Raw genomic sequence first — 16,942 nt, forward strand, 5'->3', positions numbered from 1 at the left:
ATGACGCGCAGCGGCTTTCTGACATGGCATCGCCGTTTGGCTCTGCTGTTCGCGCCGCTGCTTTTCCTGCAGGCGCTGACCGGCACTTTTCTGCTGTTGCGTGAACCGCTGGCCCAGATGCTCGAGCCGCAAGGCTCCGATGGACCGGTGCTGGGGGTTCCGATGCTTGCAGCGGCGGCCAGTCGTGCTGGTCTGAAACTTAACCGGCTATACCTGCCTGCCTATCCAGGCGGGCCGGCAATGGCGCAATTGGCTTCTGCCGACGGCGGCACGCACTATGCCGCAATCGAGCCAGCTTCAGGCGTGATACTTCGCGAAGGTGGGGTCTGGGCTTTTCCGCTCGAGGCTGCGCTGCAATGGCACTATCGGTTGATGTGGGGCACGGCGGGCCTCGCCGTCGTTGCGCTGAACGGCGTCGTGCTGACGCTGCTGTCGGGAACCGGGCTGGCATTCTGGTGGCCTGCAGCAGGGCGCTGGAAGAAGTCGCTTGCGATCAATCCGAAGATGCCGGCACGGGTGAAACTGCGGCAGTGGCATCGCAGTGGCGGGGTGTTGGCATCGCTGCTGGTGCTGTTCAGCGCGGTGACCGGCGTGTTGCTTGCGCTTCCCGATCTGGCGCCTGCCGCACCGACAGCAACCACGGCCTTTGCGCAGACCCCGTTGCAACTCGATGCAGCAATGGCAGCGGCAACAAGGGCCTATCCTGCGGCGGCAATTCGCGACGTGCGCTTTCCGGCCGCTGACCGGATCGACGTGAACTTTCGTGCGCCCGAAGCTGGGTCGCTGTCGGTTCATGCGGTATCGGTCAGACTTTCCGACGCGAAGCTGCTGCGCATCGTGCCGGCGGCGGAAAGCCCGGCCTTGTGGATGAAGGTCCTGCCGCTGCACACGGGCGACATCGCGGGCCTTGCCGGGATGCTTGTTCTGCTGCTGGAGGGACTGGCAATCATCGCACTTTCAATCACCGGCCCCATGATGTGGTGGCGGCAAAGGAAACTACGCAAGTGACACTGCTCTATCACGGTCTGGAACAACGCGGCCGCGTCTGGCGCGAGATCGTTGCGGCGCGGGTTCCGCAAATGCCGTTTCTTCATTGGGGCCAAGACGCGGTTGATCCGGAAGCCGTGCGCTACATCGCTGCGTGGAATGTACCGCCGGAATTCATCGCCCAGTTTCCCAACCTCGAAATCCTGTTCAGCGTCGGTGCGGGGATCGACCAGCTGCCGATCGGGGCCCTGCCGCCGCAGGTGCGGGTGGTGCGCATGGTCGAGCAGGGGATCATTACCGGCATGGCCGAATATGTCGCCATGGCCTGCCTGGCGCTGCATCGTGACCTGCCGTTCTTCATTTCCGAACAGCGGGCGGGGCGCTGGACCTATCGGCACACGCGTCTGGCGTCGCAAAGCCGGATCGGGGTGATGGGGCTGGGCGAGCTGGGGAGAGCGGCACTTGACGTGCTGGGGCCGCTTGGCTTTCCGCTGTCCGGCTGGAGCAGGACAGCGCGCGAGATCGCGGGCGTGGCGTGCTTTGCAGGCAAGGACCAGCTGGACGCGTTTCTGATGCAGGCGGACATTCTGGTTTGCCTGCTGCCACTGACAGACGAGACCCGCGGAATTCTGTGCCGTGAAACCTTTGCGAAAATGCCGGTGGGTAGTGCCGTCATCAATGCCGCGCGGGGCGGTCATCTTGTGGCTGACGACTTGATCGAGGCCTTGGATCAAGGGCAATTGCGCGCGGCGATGCTTGACGTGACCAGCCCCGAGCCGCTGCCCGAGGGTCACGCATTCTATCGGCATCCCGCCATTTTCCTGACGCCGCACGTGGCAGCAGAGACGCGACACGAGACGGCGGGCGAAGTGCTTGCCGACAATCTGCAACGGCTGCTGGCAGGCGCGCCGCTGGTAGGCGAAGTCGACAGGACACGGGGCTATTGAGGGGCAGCATGTCATGCCGCAGAATCCCATGAGAACAGTGCAGAGAAACCTGCCCGGCTTGAACTAACGGGTGCAAGTTCTGCCGGAACGGTGGTCATCTTTCCCGGTCACAAGGCCCACGAGAATGCAAGAGTCACCCGGGCCGGAAACCGGAAACGAGGTTCAATCATGAGCACAGCTGTTTTCACGCCCAAGTTCATCAGCTTCGATTGCTATGGCACACTGACCCGTTTCCGCATGACGGAGATGGCAACGGCATTCTATGCTGACCGCATCGCCGCCGAGGCGCTGCCGGACTTCTGCAAGGACTGGGCTGCCTACCGGTTGGATGAGGTGTTGGGTCCGTGGAAGCCCTATCGCGAGGTGATCGCCAATTCGCTCGAGCGCTGTTCGAAGAAATGGGGCGTGGAATATCGCGAGGCAGAGGCGACTGCGGTTTACGAAGCAGTGCCGACCTGGGGGCCGCATGATGACGTGCCCGGCGGCCTTTCCAAGATCTGCGACAAGATCCCGCTCGTGATCCTGTCCAACGCGATGAACAGCCAGATCATGTCGAACGTCGAAAAGCTCGGCGCCACCTTCTACAAGGTCTATACCGCCGAGAGCGCGCAAGCGTACAAGCCGCGCATGCAGGCGTTCGAATACATGTTCGATCAACTGGGCATGGGTCCGGAGGTTGGCATGCACGTCTCGTCAAGCTTCCGCTATGACCAGAACACGGCAACTGACCTTGGCTTTGGCTGCCGCGTGTTCATCGGTCGGGGACACGAACCTTCGAACGCCAACTATCGCGATGTGGAAATTCCGCACATCGGCGCGCTGCCGGCAGTCGTCGGCCTCTGATGCTTTCGCGCCGCCTCTTGCTGGGAAGTCTTGCGGCGGGGGCGGTGCTTGCCCCTGCCGAAGGGCTGATCGGAAAACCGCGCAGGGGCGGCCGCATCCGCGTGGCCGGAATCGTCGCATCGACTTCGGATACGCTCGACCCGGCGCGTGCGGGCAATTCCAGCGACTACATGCGCATGTTCCTGCTTTACAGCGGGTTGATGCAGTACGACCGCGGATTGGCGGTAAAGCCTGGCCTGGCTGAATCCATCGAATCAACCGACAATGTGGTGTGGACGATCCGCCTGCGGCGCGGCGTGCAGTTCCACAACGGCAAGTCGCTCGACGCCGGCGATGTCGTCCATTCCCTGCTGCGGCATCGCGATCCGGCGGTGGGATCGAAGGTGAAGGCGGTGGCGGAGCAGTTCGCCAGCGCTCGCCGCGTGAATGCGCACGAGGTGGAGCTGCGGCTGACCGGGCCGAACCCCGATCTGCCCATTATTCTGGCGCAGCCGCAGTTCGTGATCGTGGAGAACGGGCGGCGCGATTTCAGCAAGGTCAATGGCACGGGACCGTTCGTGCTCAAGGCCTTTGCGCCGGGCATCCGCACGATCGTGCAGCGCAATCCGAATTACTGGAAACCGGGCCAGCCCTATCTCGACCAGATCGAGCTGATTGCCATTCCCGACGAGCTTTCGCGCGTGAACGCTCTCCTTTCGGGCGATGTGCAGATGTGCCTTGCCGTCAGTCCCGGTTCGGTGAAGCGGGTGCGGGCATCGTCATCGCATCTGGTGATGGAAACCAAGTCCGGACTCTATACCGACCTTGTCATGCGGCAGGACAATCCGGTGACAGGCCATCCCAATTTCGTGCTGGCGATGAAGCACCTGATGGACCGCGACCTGATCAAGCGGGCGCTGTTCCGGGGCTTTGCCACGATTGCCAACGATCAGCCGATCTCGCCGCTCGATCCCTATTTCAACGCCGAGATTCCGCAGCGCGCGTTCGATCCGCACAAGGCGAAGTTCCTGCTCAAGCGGTCCGGTCTGCTGGGCACTCGCCTGCCGGTCTATGTCTCGCCGGCGGCAACGCAATCTGTGGACATGGGGTCGATCCTTCAGGAACACGCCGCGCAGATCGGGCTCAATCTGGCGATCAATCGCGTGCCGAGCGACGGATACTGGTCAACCCACTGGATGAAGCATCCGCTTACCTTCGGGAACATCAATCAGCGTCCGACGACGGACATGATGTTCAGCCTGTTCTTCAAGTCGGGCGCGACTGAGAACGAGGCGGGCTGGAAAAACGCGAAGTTCGATAAGCTGTTGCTCGAGGCGAGGCAATCGCGCGATCCGGTCCTGCGCAAGGCGATTTATGGTGAGATGCAGTGGATGATCCACCGCAGCGGAGGGTTGGGCATTCCGGTGTTCATCAGCCTTCTCGATGGCTATGACCGGCGCATTCGCGGCTTGGAGCCGATCCCGTTCGGTGGCCTGGCGGGCTATACTTTCGGCGAAAACGTGTGGCTTGCAGCATGAGTGGTGCGCCTGCCATGTCGCCCTGGCGCGGACCGATGCGGCTTGTGGCAAAGCGTATCGGCCTGGCGTTGCTGACGCTGCTGCTGGTCTCGGCGGTGGTCTTCACTATCAGCGGGTTGTTGCCGGGCGACGCCGCGCAGGAGGTGCTGGGACAAGGGGCAACGCCGGAGCAAGTCGCGGCCTTGCGGCACGAGATGGGGCTCGATCGACCAGCCGTGGTCCGCTATTTTGAATGGCTGCGGGCGATTGCCGTGGGTGATCCCGGCAATTCGATCGTTGCGAACAAGCCGGTGGCCGACATCATTTCGGAACGGCTGCCAAATACACTGACTCTGGCAGGCCTGACGGCCGCGTTTTCGGTACCGTTCGCGTTCCTGATTGGCATAGTGTCAGCCGTCAACCGGGGGCGGTCCACGGATCGGGCGCTCAACATCATGACGCTGGCGATGGTGGCCCTGCCGGAATTCCTGGTGGCGACGATTGCCGTGCTGCTGTTCTCGGTCAAGCTGCTGTGGTTGCCCTCCATCACGATCGTGCCGCAGGACCCGACGCTGGGTGAGTTCCTGCGCGCCTATGCCATGCCGGTGATGGTGCTGGGCGTGGGCGTGATCGCGCAACTGGGCCGGATGATCCGCGCCGCGATCATCGCCGAGCTCGACCGGCCCTATGTCGAGATGGCGCGCCTGAAGGGTGTTTCTCCGCGCCGCCTGATCGTGCGCCATGTCCTGCCCAATGCGGTCGGGCCGATTGCCAACGCGATGGCGCTGAGCCTTTCGTACCTGTTTGGCGGGGCGATCATCGTGGAGACGATCTTCAGCTATCCCGGGCTGGCCAGCCTGATGGTGAACGCGGTCACCTCGCGCGACATGCCGCTGTTGCAGGCCTGTGCGATGATCTTCTGCGCGGCTTACCTGCTGCTGGTGCTCATCGCCGATACAGTTGCAATCCTTGCCAACCCCCGCCTGCGACAGGGATGACCATGGCCAATCTCGTCCGCCGCGCCATGCGCTTGCCGCTCTCGGGCAAGATCGGCCTTGCGCTCGTACTTTTCTGGATCGTGGTTGCGGTAATCGGGCCATGGATCGCACCCTACCCGCCGGGTTCCTTCGTGAACGAGGAAGTCTTTGCCGGATCGAGCAGTGCCTATTGGCTGGGAAGTGACTTTCTGGGGCGCGATGTGCTGAGCCGCCTGCTTTCCGGGGCGCGCTTTACGGTGGGGCTTTCGGCGATAGCGGTGGCGATTGCCGCCGGGATCGGCACCGGCCTTGCGTTGACGGCGGCGGTGGGGCCGCGCTGGCTTGACGAACTCCTCTCGCGATCGATGGACACGCTCATCTCGATCCCCAGCAAGATCTTTGCGCTGGTGCTGGTGGCGGCATTCGGATCGTCGCTGGTGCTGCTGACGATGATCATCGCGATCACGTACGTGCCCGGCAATTTCCGCATCGCCCGTTCGCTGGCGGTAGGGCTGGCCAAGCTCGATTATGTCGAGGTGGCGCGTGCTCGGGGCGAGGGGCGGTTGCACCTGGCGCTGGTGGAAGTGCTGCCCAACATGATCAAGCCGCTGTTTGCCGATATCGGCCTGCGCTTCGTGTTCATCGTGCTGCTGCTGTCTGGCCTCAGCTTCCTTGGCCTCGGGCTGCAGCCGCCCGATGCCGATCTGGGATCGCTGGTGCGCGAGAATACCTCCGGGCTTGCTGAAGGCGCGCTGGCAATCGTCGCCCCGGCTGTTGCGATTGCCAGCCTGACCGTTGGCGTGAACCTGCTGATCGATGCCGCCACGCAGGGGAAGGCCGAATGACGATGCAGCCCCATGTGAACGTGCGCGGCCTGTGCGTGACTGTCCGTGCGGCTGACGGCTCACCTTTGCGCATCGTCGATGACGTCTCGTTTGCCATCCGGCGTGGCGAGGTGCTGGCGCTGATCGGGGAATCCGGTTCGGGCAAGACGACGATTGCACTGTCGCTGATGGGCTATGCCCGAGGCGGGGCGAAGATCTCGGGCGACATTTCCGTTGGCACGGCGACGCTGGATGGCGCCGCCGCCAATAGCCTGGCCGCGCAGCGCGGACACCGCATAACCTATGTCGCCCAGAGCGCGGCGTCGGCGTTCAATCCTTCGCGCCGGGTGATCGAGCAGGTGATCGAGCCTGCGCTGATCCATGGCACGGCTTCGGATGCCGATGCGCGAAAATATGCGGTCGAACTGTTCGGATCGCTGGCGCTGCCGAATCCGCAGACCATCGGCAGCCGTTATCCCCACGAGCTTTCCGGCGGGCAGTTGCAGCGCCTGATGGCGGCGATGGCGCTGATCACGAAGCCGGATCTGGTCATCTTCGACGAGCCGACCACGGCGCTGGACGTGACAACGCAGGTGGAAGTCCTGCAGGCTTTCCGCGACGTTGTGCGAGAGCAGGGCGCGACCGGTGTCTACGTTTCGCACGATCTGGCGGTCGTTGCCCAGATGGCGGACCGCGTTCTCGTGCTCAATCGCGGCAAGGTGCGCGAGCAGAACACCGTGCGTGCGGTGCTGGAGACACCCGCTGACGATTATACTCGCACCCTGCTGGCCGCAGCCAAGCCGGTCGTGAAGGCAGCGGCGCCCACTCCGGCAGAAGGCGCGCCGCTGCTTTCGATTGAGGGCATCCATGCAGGCTATGGCCCGATTGACAGGAACGGACGGCCCGCTCATCCGGTGCTGAGCGATGTCAGCCTGGCGGTCCCGCGTGGTGGCGCTGTGGGGGTGATCGGGGAATCGGGCTCGGGCAAATCGACTGTGGCGCGTGTTGTGGCAGGCTTGCTCGCCCCGACCGCCGGGACGGTGCTGCTGGACGGGCATCCGCTGGCCGCATCGTTGAGCGCTCGCAGCCGCGAGGAACTGCGTCGCATCCAGATCGTGTTCCAGAATGCCGACGTGGCACTGAACCCGGCGCATAGCGTGGGCGAAATTCTCGGGCGGGTGCTGCGCTTCTACCATGGCATGAGCGGCCCTGCGGCCAAGGCACGCGTGGCCGAACTGCTCGATCTGATCAAGCTGCCGGTCGGCGTTGCAGACCGGCGTTGCGACGAGCTTTCGGGTGGGCAGAAGCAGCGCGTGAACCTGGCCCGGGCACTGGCCGCCAATCCTGACGTGATCCTGTGCGACGAGGTGACCTCGGCGCTTGATACCGTGGTGCGCGAGGCAATCCTGGAACTTCTGGCCGAATTGCGCCGAGATCTTGGCGTGGCCTATCTGTTCATCAGCCACGATATCGCCACGGTGAAGGCGCTGTGTGACGAGATCGTCGTGCTTTACAAGGGCACGCGCGTGGAAGCAGGCCTGAGCCGTACTTACGACGCTCCGCCCTATCATCCCTATACCAACCTGCTGATCTCCTCTGTGCCGGAATTGCGCACGGACTGGCTTTCCGGGTTGGCGCAGAAGGGCAAGTCGCAGGTCGGCCTGCCGGTGGACGATGCCGGGCTGTGCCGCTTTCTGCCGCGCTGCCCGGCGGCGATCGCGGGACGCTGCGATACGATCCCGCCGCCGCTGCGGTCCATGACTGCTGGCAATCTGCTGCTTTGCCATCGGACAGAGGCTGAGCTGGCGGGCTGCGAAATTCAATGAAACTGGAAATTGCCTTGAAGTTCATATCCGAAGAAGAGTCCGCCGCACTGGTGACGCATGAGATGGCGTTTGCCGCCGCGCGCGAGGCGCTTTGTGCCGTAGTCGAAGATGCGGTGCTGTTTCCTGCCGTGCTGGCGCATGGCACAGAGCCGACCAACCGCTTCTCCATAAAGTCGGCTTCCACCGGCAGCTTTGCCGGGCTGAAGGTCGGCTCATTCTGGCCGGGCAATCCAGAGATCGGGTTGCCCCGGCATAACTCCGTGATCCTGCTGTTCGATCAGCGTGTCGGTCGGGTCGAGTGGGTGATCGAGGCAGGCAAGGTGAACGCCTATCGCACGGCTGCGGCCGATGCGGTTGCCGCTGATGTGCTGGCGCGGTCAGACGCTTCAGTGCTGACGGTATTCGGCGCAGGCAACCAGGCGCTATTCGAATGCCTTGCCATCTCGCGCATCCGGCCGATCTGCCAAGTGCTGGTTGTGGCGCGGGATGAGGCCAAGGGGCGGGAGTTCGTCGAGGCGCTGAAGGCCGAAGGGCTGAACGCTGAATTGGCCGAGGCGAAGGACGCGTGCGAGCGGGCCGACATCATCGTGACGGCAACGCCAGCGCGTGCGCCGCTGTTCGCAGCCGAATGGGTCCGTCCCGGCACGCATGTTGCCAGCATGGGTTCGGACGCGGCGGGCAAGCAGGAACTGCCGCCAGCGTTGTTCGACCGCGCGGCGCTGTTCTGCGATTATCCGGCGCAAGCCGTTGTGATGGGCGATCTGCAGCACTTTACGGGCGATCGCAGCCGGATCACGGCGCTGGGCGATGTACTGCTGGGCCGGGCCGAGGGACGTATGTCGCCTGACCAGATCACGGTGTTCGACAGTTCGGGCATTGCCCTTCAGGACCTGACGATTGCCCGCAGCCTGATTGCTGCCAAGTCCCTTCGGATTACAGAATCGGAAAGAGAGAACGCATGACAACCTTGGAAGCCGGGCAGACCGCAGTTGGCGCGGTGGTGGACATTCGCGCCTATGCACCCATAGCGAAACCATCGGCAGACTGGCTGGATGGCCGAGCCGCACCAGCCTTTGCCGACGACAAGGCGGTTGTTTCTGCCTTTTCGCCGCGAGGGGAGGGGCAGGTTACTGCGCTTCCGACTGACGAGTTCGTGCTTGTGCTGACCGGCAGGCTGGAGATTGCGGCGGAGGATGCCACATTGGCGTTGGGCCCCGACGAATGCTGCGCGCTGCCGTTCGGTTGCAGCTTTGGCTGGAAAGCATCGGACGATCTGCTGGCAGTAGTCTATTCGGCGCCGACGGATCGCGCAGGCAACCGGACCACGCCGGTGATGATCGACAAGAGCGCGCCGCTCAATCCTTCAAGCCCGCCAGCGAACGAAAACCTGCTGGGTGAAGTTCCGACCTGCCGGGGTTTCTCCGACTATGTTTCTGCCAATGCCGAATTCTGCGCTGGAACGTGGGATTCCACGCCCTATCATCGCAAGCAGATCCCCTACCGTCAGGTCGAGTTGATGCTGCTGATGGAAGGGGCGGTTACGTTCACGGATGGGAATGGCAGCGTATCGTTCCGCAAGGGTGACGTGTGCATGTTCGTGCGCGGCGATGGCTGTGCCTGGCTGAGCGAGGAATACGTGAAGAAGGTCTTCGCAACGCAGCGCCCGCTCGGCTGACCTCGGTCCATCAGGGGCGGCATAATATTCCGCCCCTGATGGTATCTTGCGCATGACCGCCGTGAAGATTTCCGGCTTTCGGAACATTTTGCCAGCGCGAATCCGCTTTAACCTTGGGTACGGCGCCGTAGCCTGATTTTGCCTGAGGTCGCGCGAAGGAGTATTCTGGGAATGTCGGGGGCCATGGTCGGGAGCGAAAGCAACGGCGTGATCGCGATGCGGGTGGACCACCTCGATCAGGCGCAAGGCCTGTCGCTCGCGTTAAAGTGGCCATATCGCCTGGAAGACTGGCAATTTGCTTTCGAACTGGGTCGTGGCTTCGCCGTGGAAGCGGAGGGCAAGCTGCTCGGGACCGCGTTGTGGTGGCCCTATGGCGAGGATTTTGCCACGATCGGCATGATCATCGTCTCGCCCGATGCGCAACGGCAGGGGATCGGCGGTAAGCTGATGGCGGCGCTGCTGGCCGATGCCGCAGGCCGCCGGATGACCCTTATCACCACCAAGGACGGCGAGCCGCTCTACACCAAGCTGGGGTTCGCGCGTTGCGGCTTCATCACCCAGCATCAGGCGGTGCTGGACCATGTTCCGGCAATCGACACCTCGGTGCCGGTGCGGGCGGCAACGCCGGGTGACCGGTCTGCCATCGATGCGGTTGACGCCGCGGCTTCGGGCATGGACCGGCGGGTGTTGCTCGACGCGCTGCTTGGCGTGGCTGACGCGGTGGTGGTTGAACGAGATGGCGGCATCTCGGGTTATGGCTGTGTCAGGCGCTGGGGGCGCGGCGTGGTGATCGGGCCCGTCGTCGCGGCAAGCGCGCAGGATGCCAAGGCCATCGTTGCAGTGCTCGCATCGGCCTATGAAGGCGTGTTCGTGCGGATCGACGTTACGGAAACGAGCGGCCTTGCGCCGTGGCTGGAAGAAATCGGACTGCCTCAGGTTGACCGGGCCCCGATCATGGCGCTTGGCGCAGCGCCGGTTTCTGCGCCGGGCGCCATGCTGGTGGCGCTTTCTAACCAGTCGCTGGGCTGATGCTATTCTTACAGGCGGGATAATGATGACGGAAACTGCAGTTCTCGATGCCGTATCGGCAACCCCGGCTTCGCTGGACACGGTGGCCACGCCGGCACTTGTCCTCGACGTGAGCAAGGTGGATCGCAACATTGCCCGGCTGCGCGCGCATCTGGCCAAGTTGGGTACTGGGTTCCGCCCGCACGTGAAGACGAGCAAGTCCGTGGATGTCGCGCGCAGGCTGTTTCCTGAAGGAACCGGCCCGATCACGGTTTCGACTTTGGCAGAAGCCGAATACTTCGCTGACGGTGGCTTCACTGACATCACCTATGCGGTGGGCCTGAGCTTCAATCGGATCGAGCGGGCGCGCAAGCTGGTGGCGAGAGGCGTGCGCCTTTCGGTGCTGATCGACACGCTGGAGCAGGCTCACGCTCTGGCCGAGGCGGCGTCCGATGGCGGCCCCATGCCAGCCGTGCTGATCGAGATCGATTGCGATGGCCATCGCGGCGGCGTCCTGCCCGATGATCCGGCTCTTGTTGCCATAGCAGATGTGCTGCGAGATGGCGGGCTAGAGCTTGCGGGCGTTCTGACGCACGCCGGGGAATCCTACAATGCGCGGGGCGGTGCCGGCCTGCCGGAAGCGGCAGAGGGCGAACGCGCCGCTGCGGTTGCGGCGGCAGAGGCACTTCGCGCTGCTGGACACGCAGCGTCTGTGGTCAGCGTGGGTTCGACGCCGACCGCGCATTTTGCGCAGGATCTGACCGGTGTCACCGAAGTGCGCGCGGGCGTGTTCAGCTTCTTCGATCTGGTCATGCACGGGATTGGCGTGTGCGCAGTCGACGACATTGCCGCATCGGTGCTGCTGACGGTGATCGGCCATCGCCCGGAGAAGGGCTGGATCCTCACCGATGGCGGCTGGATGGCGCTCTCGCGCGATCGCGGGACGCAGCGCCATCCTGTGGACCAGGGCTATGGCCTCGTCTGCGACATCGACGGCAATCCGTTTGCCGACGTGATCGTGGAGGACGCCAGCCAGGAGCATGGTATCATCAAGGTACGCCCGGGCAGCAGCGGCGTATTGCCGGATCTGCCAATTGGTTCGCGCGTGCGAGTGTTGCCCAATCACGCTTGTGCCACCTGCGCACAACACGAAGGCTACAGCGTGGTCGACGGAAATGGCCGCGACATCATCGGCAACTGGCCGCGCATGCGGGGTTGGTGACAGCGCCTTGTTTTCCAGTGCCCGCGAGGGCGGAGAAACGAAATGAAGATGGCTTCGTACTGGCTGGATAGCGCAAGCCCATTTGCCTCGGGCTCGCCCGGTGGCCCAAGTGGCACGGCCGATGTTGCCGTGATTGGCGCAGGTTTCACAGGACTTTCCGCAGCGCTGGCGCTGGCGAAGAAGGGTGCGAAAGTCGTCGTCCTTGAAGCGGACCGCGTTGCCGGCGCGGCTTCCGGCCGCAACGGCGGCATGTGCAACAACGGCTTTGCCCAGGACTATGGCGGCATGGTCGAGAAGTTCGGGCTCGAACGTGCGAACATGCTTTACCGTGCCTTCGATGCCGGGGTCGATCTGGTGGAGCAGATCGTGACCGAAGAGGGCATCGCGTGCCACTTCGGCCGCGTCGGCAAGCTGAAGCTGGCGGCAAAGCCCGAGCACTTCGAGAAGATCAAGCGCTCGCAGGACCTGCTGGCGCGCAATGTCGATCCCGAGACAAGCCTGGTGATGCCCGAAGACCTGCCCTCGGAGATCGGTTCGGACATCTTTTACGGAGGGATGCTTTACGGCAAAAGCGCCAACATGCACATGGGCGATTATGGGCAGGGCCTTGCCGAAGCGGTGGCGCGGCGCGGGGGCACGATCTTCGAGCACAATCCCTTGATCAAGATGCGACGCGTTTCCGGCTCGCGCCACGAGCTCACGACGCCGCACGGCAGCCTGGTTGCCAATCAGGTGCTCCTGGCCACGGGTACGTCTCGCGTCGGGCCGCTGAGCTGGTTCCGCCGGCGTCTTGTGCCGGTCGGGGCCTATCTGATCGCGACCGAGCCATTGCCGGTCGACCTGCTCGATCGGCTGACGCCGCGCCGGCGCAACACCGTCGATACGCGCAACTTCGTCAGCTACTTTCGTACCACTCCGGACAACCGCATCCTGTTTGGCGGGCGTGCACGCTTTTCGAGCCGCAGCGATCCGGCGGCGGACGCCAAGAGCGGAGCGATCCTGCGCCGCTCCATGATCAACTTCTTCCCCGAACTGGCGAGTGCGCGGATAGATTACTGCTGGGGCGGGATGGTCGATATGACCAGCGACCGCCTACCCCGCGCCGGGGAGCGCGAAGGTGTGTTCTACTCGATGGGCTACAGCGGCCACGGCACGCACATGGCCACCTACATGGGCAAGATCATGGCCGAGGTGCTGGATGGCAAGGCCGAGGCGAACCCTTGGCGCGACTTCGACTGGCCGGCGATCCCGGGCTATTTCGGGACGCCATGGTTCCTGCCGTTCGTCGGCGCCTATTACCGTTACAAGGACATGGTGGGATGAGCGATCCAGCGCAGGAGGCACTGCAGGCGGTGCTGCCGTTGACAGGCAAGGCCTACATCGGCGGCGAATGGATCGATCTTCCCGGTGGCGAACTGCTGCCGGTGATCAACCCCGCCAACGGTACTTGCATCGCGCAGGTCGCGGCGGGCACGGCGGCGGATCTCGACCGGGCCGTGGCGGCTGCGCGGGGTGCTTTTGCAGCCTTTTCGCAAAGCACGGCGGAGGACCGACTGGCTTTGCTGGAGCGCATCCACGCGCTGATGGCCGAACGGGCCGAAGCTCTGGCACAAGTGCTGGTGATGGAAATGGGCACTGCAATCAGCTTTGCCCGGGCATCGCACGTGCCGTTCGCGATGGGTCATGTGCAGGCGGCAATCGAGGTGCTGCGCGATTACGAGTTCCTGACGATGCGCGGCACGACCGCGATCGTGCGCGAGCCGATCGGCGTGGCGGCGCTGATCACGCCCTGGAACTGGCCGCTTTACCAGATTACCGCAAAGGTCGCCCCCGCGCTGGCAGCCGGATGTACTGTCGTGCTCAAACCCAGCGAGCTTTCGCCGTTGAGCGCCATCATGTTTGCGCAGATCGTGCATGATGCGGGCGCGCCCGCAGGCGTGTTCAATCTGCTGAACGGCACAGGCAGCGAAGTGGGGGCGGGCATGGCTGCGCATCCTGACATCGACATGATCTCGATCACGGGATCGAACCGTGCGGGCGTATTGGTGGCGCAGGGCGCAGCGCCGACTGTGAAGAGGGTGACGCAGGAACTGGGCGGAAAGTCTCCGAACGTGCTGCTGCCCGATGCCGATTTCGAGCGCGTCGTGCCGCTGGGCGTGATGGCCGCGTTCCGCAATGTCGGCCAATCGTGCAGCGCGCCGACACGGATGATCGTTCCGCGTGCGGCTCTTGCAGAAGTGGAGGCAATCGCGCGGCGGACTGCGGAAACCATCGTTGTCGGTGACCCGACAGAGGATGCCACGACGCTAGGGCCGATTGCCAATGCTGCGCAGCATCGGCGCGTGCAGACGATGATCGCGGTGGGCATCGATGAAGGGGCCAGACTGGTCTGCGGAGGTCCGGGCTCTCCCGATGGGCTTGACCACGGACTGTTCGTGCAGCCGACGATCTTCTCCGATGTATCCAGCGCGATGCGCATAGCGCAGGAGGAAATCTTCGGGCCGGTGTTGGTCATCATTCCCTACGATGACGTCGACGATGCCGTGGCGATTGCCAATGACACCGATTACGGCCTCGGCGGCCACGTTCACGGTGCCGACCTGGATCAAGCCCGCAGTGTGGCTTTGCGCATCCGCACCGGGCAGGTTCACATCAATGCCCCGGCGTGGGACCGTCACGCCCCGTTCGGCGGCTACAAGCGGTCCGGCAACGGTCGCGAGTACGGCCTTTTCGGTTTCGAGGAATATCTCGAGGTCAAGGCCGTCCTCGGTTTCGCATGACTTCGCAAGTTCACCGGAGAAGTAAGACATGCCCGCGCCCTTGAGGTTCATCGAATCCACCCCGGAACTGCCCGGCCAGGCCGACGTCGTCGTGATTGGCGCGGGCATCGTCGGAAGTTTCACAGCCTATTTTCTTGCCAAGCGCGGGCTGAAGGTCGCGCTCATCGAAAAGGGCGTTGTCGGTGGCGAGCAGTCAAGCCGCAACTGGGGCTGGTGCCGTCAACAGAACCGCGACGAGCGCGAACTGCCGCTGGCGACCAAGGCGCTCGATCTGTGGGAGCAGTTCGGGGTCGAGAGCGGCGAGGAAACAGGCTTTCGCCGCTGCGGCCTGTTCTACGTCAGCAATGACGAAGCTGAAATTGAGACTTGGGCCAAGTGGGGTGAGTATGCCCGCTCGATCGGCGTGAAGACGCGCATGTTGAACAGCCAGGAGGCGACCGAGAAGGGCAGCTTTACCAAGCAGGTCTGGAAGGGCGGTGTGCATTCGCAGATGGACGGGATTGCCGATCCGGGCTTGGCCGTCCCCGCTGTGGCGCGGGCAATCATGGCACTTGGCGGCACGGTGCATCAGGCCTGTGCTGCGCGCGGGATCGAGACGACCGGCGGAGCCGTGAGCGGCGTGGTCACCGAGCGCGGCACCATCGCCACCAAGCTGGTGATCCACGCCGGTGGTGCCTGGGCATCCTCGTTCATGCACCAACTCGGCATACGCTTCCCGCAGGCGACAGTCCGCCAGTCGATCCTCGCCATCGGCACGGGGCACATGACCTTGCCCGATGCGTTCTACGGCAATTCGATGTCGATCACGCGGCGCGGGGATGGCGCCCACGCCCTGGCTTATAGCGGGCGGGCCAAGGTCGACCCGACGATGCAGTTCATGCGGTTCCAGAAGCAGTTCCTGCCGATGTTCAAGCAGCGCTGGAAGAAGGTTTCGCCTGGCGGCCTGCAAGGCTTGCAGGCAGGCCACGAGACGCTTTCGCGCTGGGCTTTGGACCGGCCTACGCCGATGGAAGCGCGGCGCATCCTTGATCCGAAGCCGGATCCAAAGACCATGCGCCTGACGATTGAGCGTGTTTCTCGGCTGATCCCCGAGGTGGCGCGGGCTCCAATCGTCGGGCAATGGGCCGGCTTTGTCGACAGCACGCCCGATGGCGTTCCGGTGATCGGTGAAATCCCGAGCATTCCGGGCTTCATCCTCGCCGCAGGTTTCAGCGGGCATGGCTTCGGCATCGGCCCGGGCGCCGGCCATCTGGTGGCCGACATTGCATCCGGACATGATCCGATCGTTGACCCCCGTCCCTACCGTTTGTCGCGGTTTGATGCTGGTGCGCAGATCGATGTTTCCGAGTTCTAGTTGCGAAGCGGCATACCGGGTTTTCGCAATAATCTTCCGAATACCCGGACAAACCGGCAGCTTCTTTTGAGCCCTCGAAGTTAGAAGTGCGGCAGGATCGGCGACGCTCGCGGCGCAAGATCGAGACTTTCGCGGGAGTATCGGATGACAGTTCAGGACGTGACGCAGATTGTTCTGCGGGACATGACAGCCGACGATATTCCAGCGGTGGCAGACTTGTGCTTCGAACAGCAGTGGCCACACCGTGAGGAAGACCTGGAGAAGCTGCTGGCCATCGGCAGTGGGCTGGTCGCTGAGGTTGACGGCAAGACTTGCGGTTCGATCATGTCCTGGCGGTTCGGAAAGTCCTACGCGATGCTGGGCGTGGTCATTGTCGCCGTGGCGCAGCAGGGACGCGGGCTTGGGCGCCGGTTGGCGGAAGCCATGCTGCAGCGGCTGGAAGATGTGACGGTGATCCTCAACGCAACTGACGAAGGGCTGCCGCTTTATTCCAGGCTGGGGTTCGCTCCACTTGGGCAGGTCCACCAGCATCAAGGTGTCGCCCCGATCCAGCCCTTGGTCGAACTGCGCCCGGGTGAGCGCGTCCGACCTATGGGCGCGGCCGATGCAGGCGTACTCGATGCGCTCTATTCATCGGCAACGGGCATGGACCGAAAGGCGGTGCTCGATGCGCTGCTGGCCGATGGCAGTGCGGTGGTCTTGTGCCGAGAGCACGTGCAGACCGGTTTTGCCGTAATCCGGCGGTTCGGACGCGGTTGGCTGATCGGGCCGGTGGTCGCGCCCGACACAACCGGGGCAAAGGCCTTGATCGCACACTGGCTGGGTATGCAGGCTGGCAGCTTCTGCCGGATCGACGTGCCGGAGGCGGCCGGTCTGGGGCTCTGGCTCGAGGAGGTCGGCTTGCCCGAAGTGGGGCACGTCAAGCGTATGGCGCTGGGCCCAGCGCCGGTACCCGGAGATGACGTTGCCATTTTTGCTCTCGCTGCACAGGCGCTAGGTTGAA

The 16,942-nt window shown here is 63.7% G+C and carries 15 protein-coding genes; all 15 read left to right on the forward strand.

Annotated elements, in window-relative coordinates; genetic code table 11:
- The 15 genes from HGI46_RS11460 (at position 1) to HGI46_RS11530 (ending at position 16,941) form a co-directional block, all read left to right on the forward strand.
- On the forward strand, positions 1-1,008 hold the full coding sequence (locus HGI46_RS11460) for a PepSY-associated TM helix domain-containing protein (RefSeq protein ID WP_168904282.1): 1,008 nt from the start codon (positions 1-3) through the stop codon (positions 1,006-1,008).
- The gene (locus HGI46_RS11465; RefSeq protein ID WP_346766718.1) at positions 1,005-1,934 is read left to right on the forward strand and encodes a glyoxylate/hydroxypyruvate reductase A; all 930 of its coding nucleotides are present in this window, start codon (positions 1,005-1,007) and stop codon (positions 1,932-1,934) included. Before HGI46_RS11460 ends, HGI46_RS11465 begins: the two co-directional genes overlap by 4 nt.
- Before the next feature lie 168 nt (positions 1,935-2,102).
- Positions 2,103-2,777 (forward strand): haloacid dehalogenase type II, encoded by a 675-nt coding sequence (locus tag HGI46_RS11470; protein ID WP_168904283.1) that lies wholly within the window; start codon positions 2,103-2,105, stop codon positions 2,775-2,777.
- A complete protein-coding gene (locus tag HGI46_RS11475) occupies positions 2,777-4,294 on the forward strand; it encodes an ABC transporter substrate-binding protein (protein WP_168904284.1) in 1,518 nt (505 codons plus the stop codon). The genes HGI46_RS11470 and HGI46_RS11475 overlap by 1 nt, the downstream gene beginning before the upstream one ends.
- Positions 4,295-4,308: 14 nt before the next feature.
- Complete coding sequence (locus HGI46_RS11480) at positions 4,309-5,271, forward strand: ABC transporter permease (RefSeq protein WP_240946714.1); 963 nt, start codon at positions 4,309-4,311, stop codon at positions 5,269-5,271.
- Positions 5,272-5,273: 2 nt separating this feature from the next.
- Positions 5,274-6,095, forward strand: a complete 822-nt coding sequence (locus tag HGI46_RS11485; RefSeq protein ID WP_118075283.1) for an ABC transporter permease — start codon at positions 5,274-5,276, stop codon at positions 6,093-6,095.
- Entirely contained in the window at positions 6,092-7,900 is a 1,809-nt protein-coding gene (locus HGI46_RS11490) for an ABC transporter ATP-binding protein (RefSeq protein WP_168904285.1), read from the forward strand. Before HGI46_RS11485 ends, HGI46_RS11490 begins: the two co-directional genes overlap by 4 nt.
- A gap of 14 nt (positions 7,901-7,914) precedes the next feature.
- Positions 7,915-8,862: an ornithine cyclodeaminase family protein gene (locus HGI46_RS11495; RefSeq protein WP_168904286.1), complete on the forward strand. Its 948-nt coding sequence runs from the start codon at positions 7,915-7,917 to the stop codon at positions 8,860-8,862.
- Positions 8,859-9,575 (forward strand): cupin domain-containing protein, encoded by a 717-nt coding sequence (locus HGI46_RS11500; protein ID WP_168904287.1) that lies wholly within the window; start codon positions 8,859-8,861, stop codon positions 9,573-9,575. Before HGI46_RS11495 ends, HGI46_RS11500 begins: the two co-directional genes overlap by 4 nt.
- A gap of 171 nt (positions 9,576-9,746) precedes the next feature.
- Positions 9,747-10,604 carry a GNAT family N-acetyltransferase gene (locus HGI46_RS11505; protein WP_206065688.1) on the forward strand — a complete coding sequence of 286 codons (858 nt, stop codon included), beginning with the start codon at positions 9,747-9,749 and terminating at the stop codon, positions 10,602-10,604.
- A 25-nt stretch (positions 10,605-10,629) separates the two neighbouring features.
- Positions 10,630-11,805: an alanine racemase gene (locus HGI46_RS11510; RefSeq protein WP_168904288.1), complete on the forward strand. Its 1,176-nt coding sequence runs from the start codon at positions 10,630-10,632 to the stop codon at positions 11,803-11,805.
- 42 nt (positions 11,806-11,847) lie between these two features.
- Positions 11,848-13,128 carry an FAD-binding oxidoreductase gene (locus tag HGI46_RS11515; RefSeq protein WP_168904289.1) on the forward strand — a complete coding sequence of 427 codons (1,281 nt, stop codon included), beginning with the start codon at positions 11,848-11,850 and terminating at the stop codon, positions 13,126-13,128.
- The gene (locus HGI46_RS11520) at positions 13,125-14,585 is read left to right on the forward strand and encodes an aldehyde dehydrogenase family protein (protein WP_206065689.1); all 1,461 of its coding nucleotides are present in this window, start codon (positions 13,125-13,127) and stop codon (positions 14,583-14,585) included. The genes HGI46_RS11515 and HGI46_RS11520 overlap by 4 nt, the downstream gene beginning before the upstream one ends.
- Positions 14,586-14,613: 28 nt before the next feature.
- On the forward strand, positions 14,614-15,939 hold the full coding sequence (locus tag HGI46_RS11525; RefSeq protein ID WP_168904291.1) for an FAD-binding oxidoreductase: 1,326 nt from the start codon (positions 14,614-14,616) through the stop codon (positions 15,937-15,939).
- Between the two features lie 144 nt (positions 15,940-16,083).
- Positions 16,084-16,941 (forward strand): GNAT family N-acetyltransferase, encoded by an 858-nt coding sequence (locus HGI46_RS11530; protein ID WP_168904292.1) that lies wholly within the window; start codon positions 16,084-16,086, stop codon positions 16,939-16,941.
- Position 16,942: the final 1 nt, after the last annotated feature.

Source organism: Novosphingobium sp. ERW19 (assembly GCF_012641315.1).
Classification (GTDB): domain Bacteria; phylum Pseudomonadota; class Alphaproteobacteria; order Sphingomonadales; family Sphingomonadaceae; genus Novosphingobium.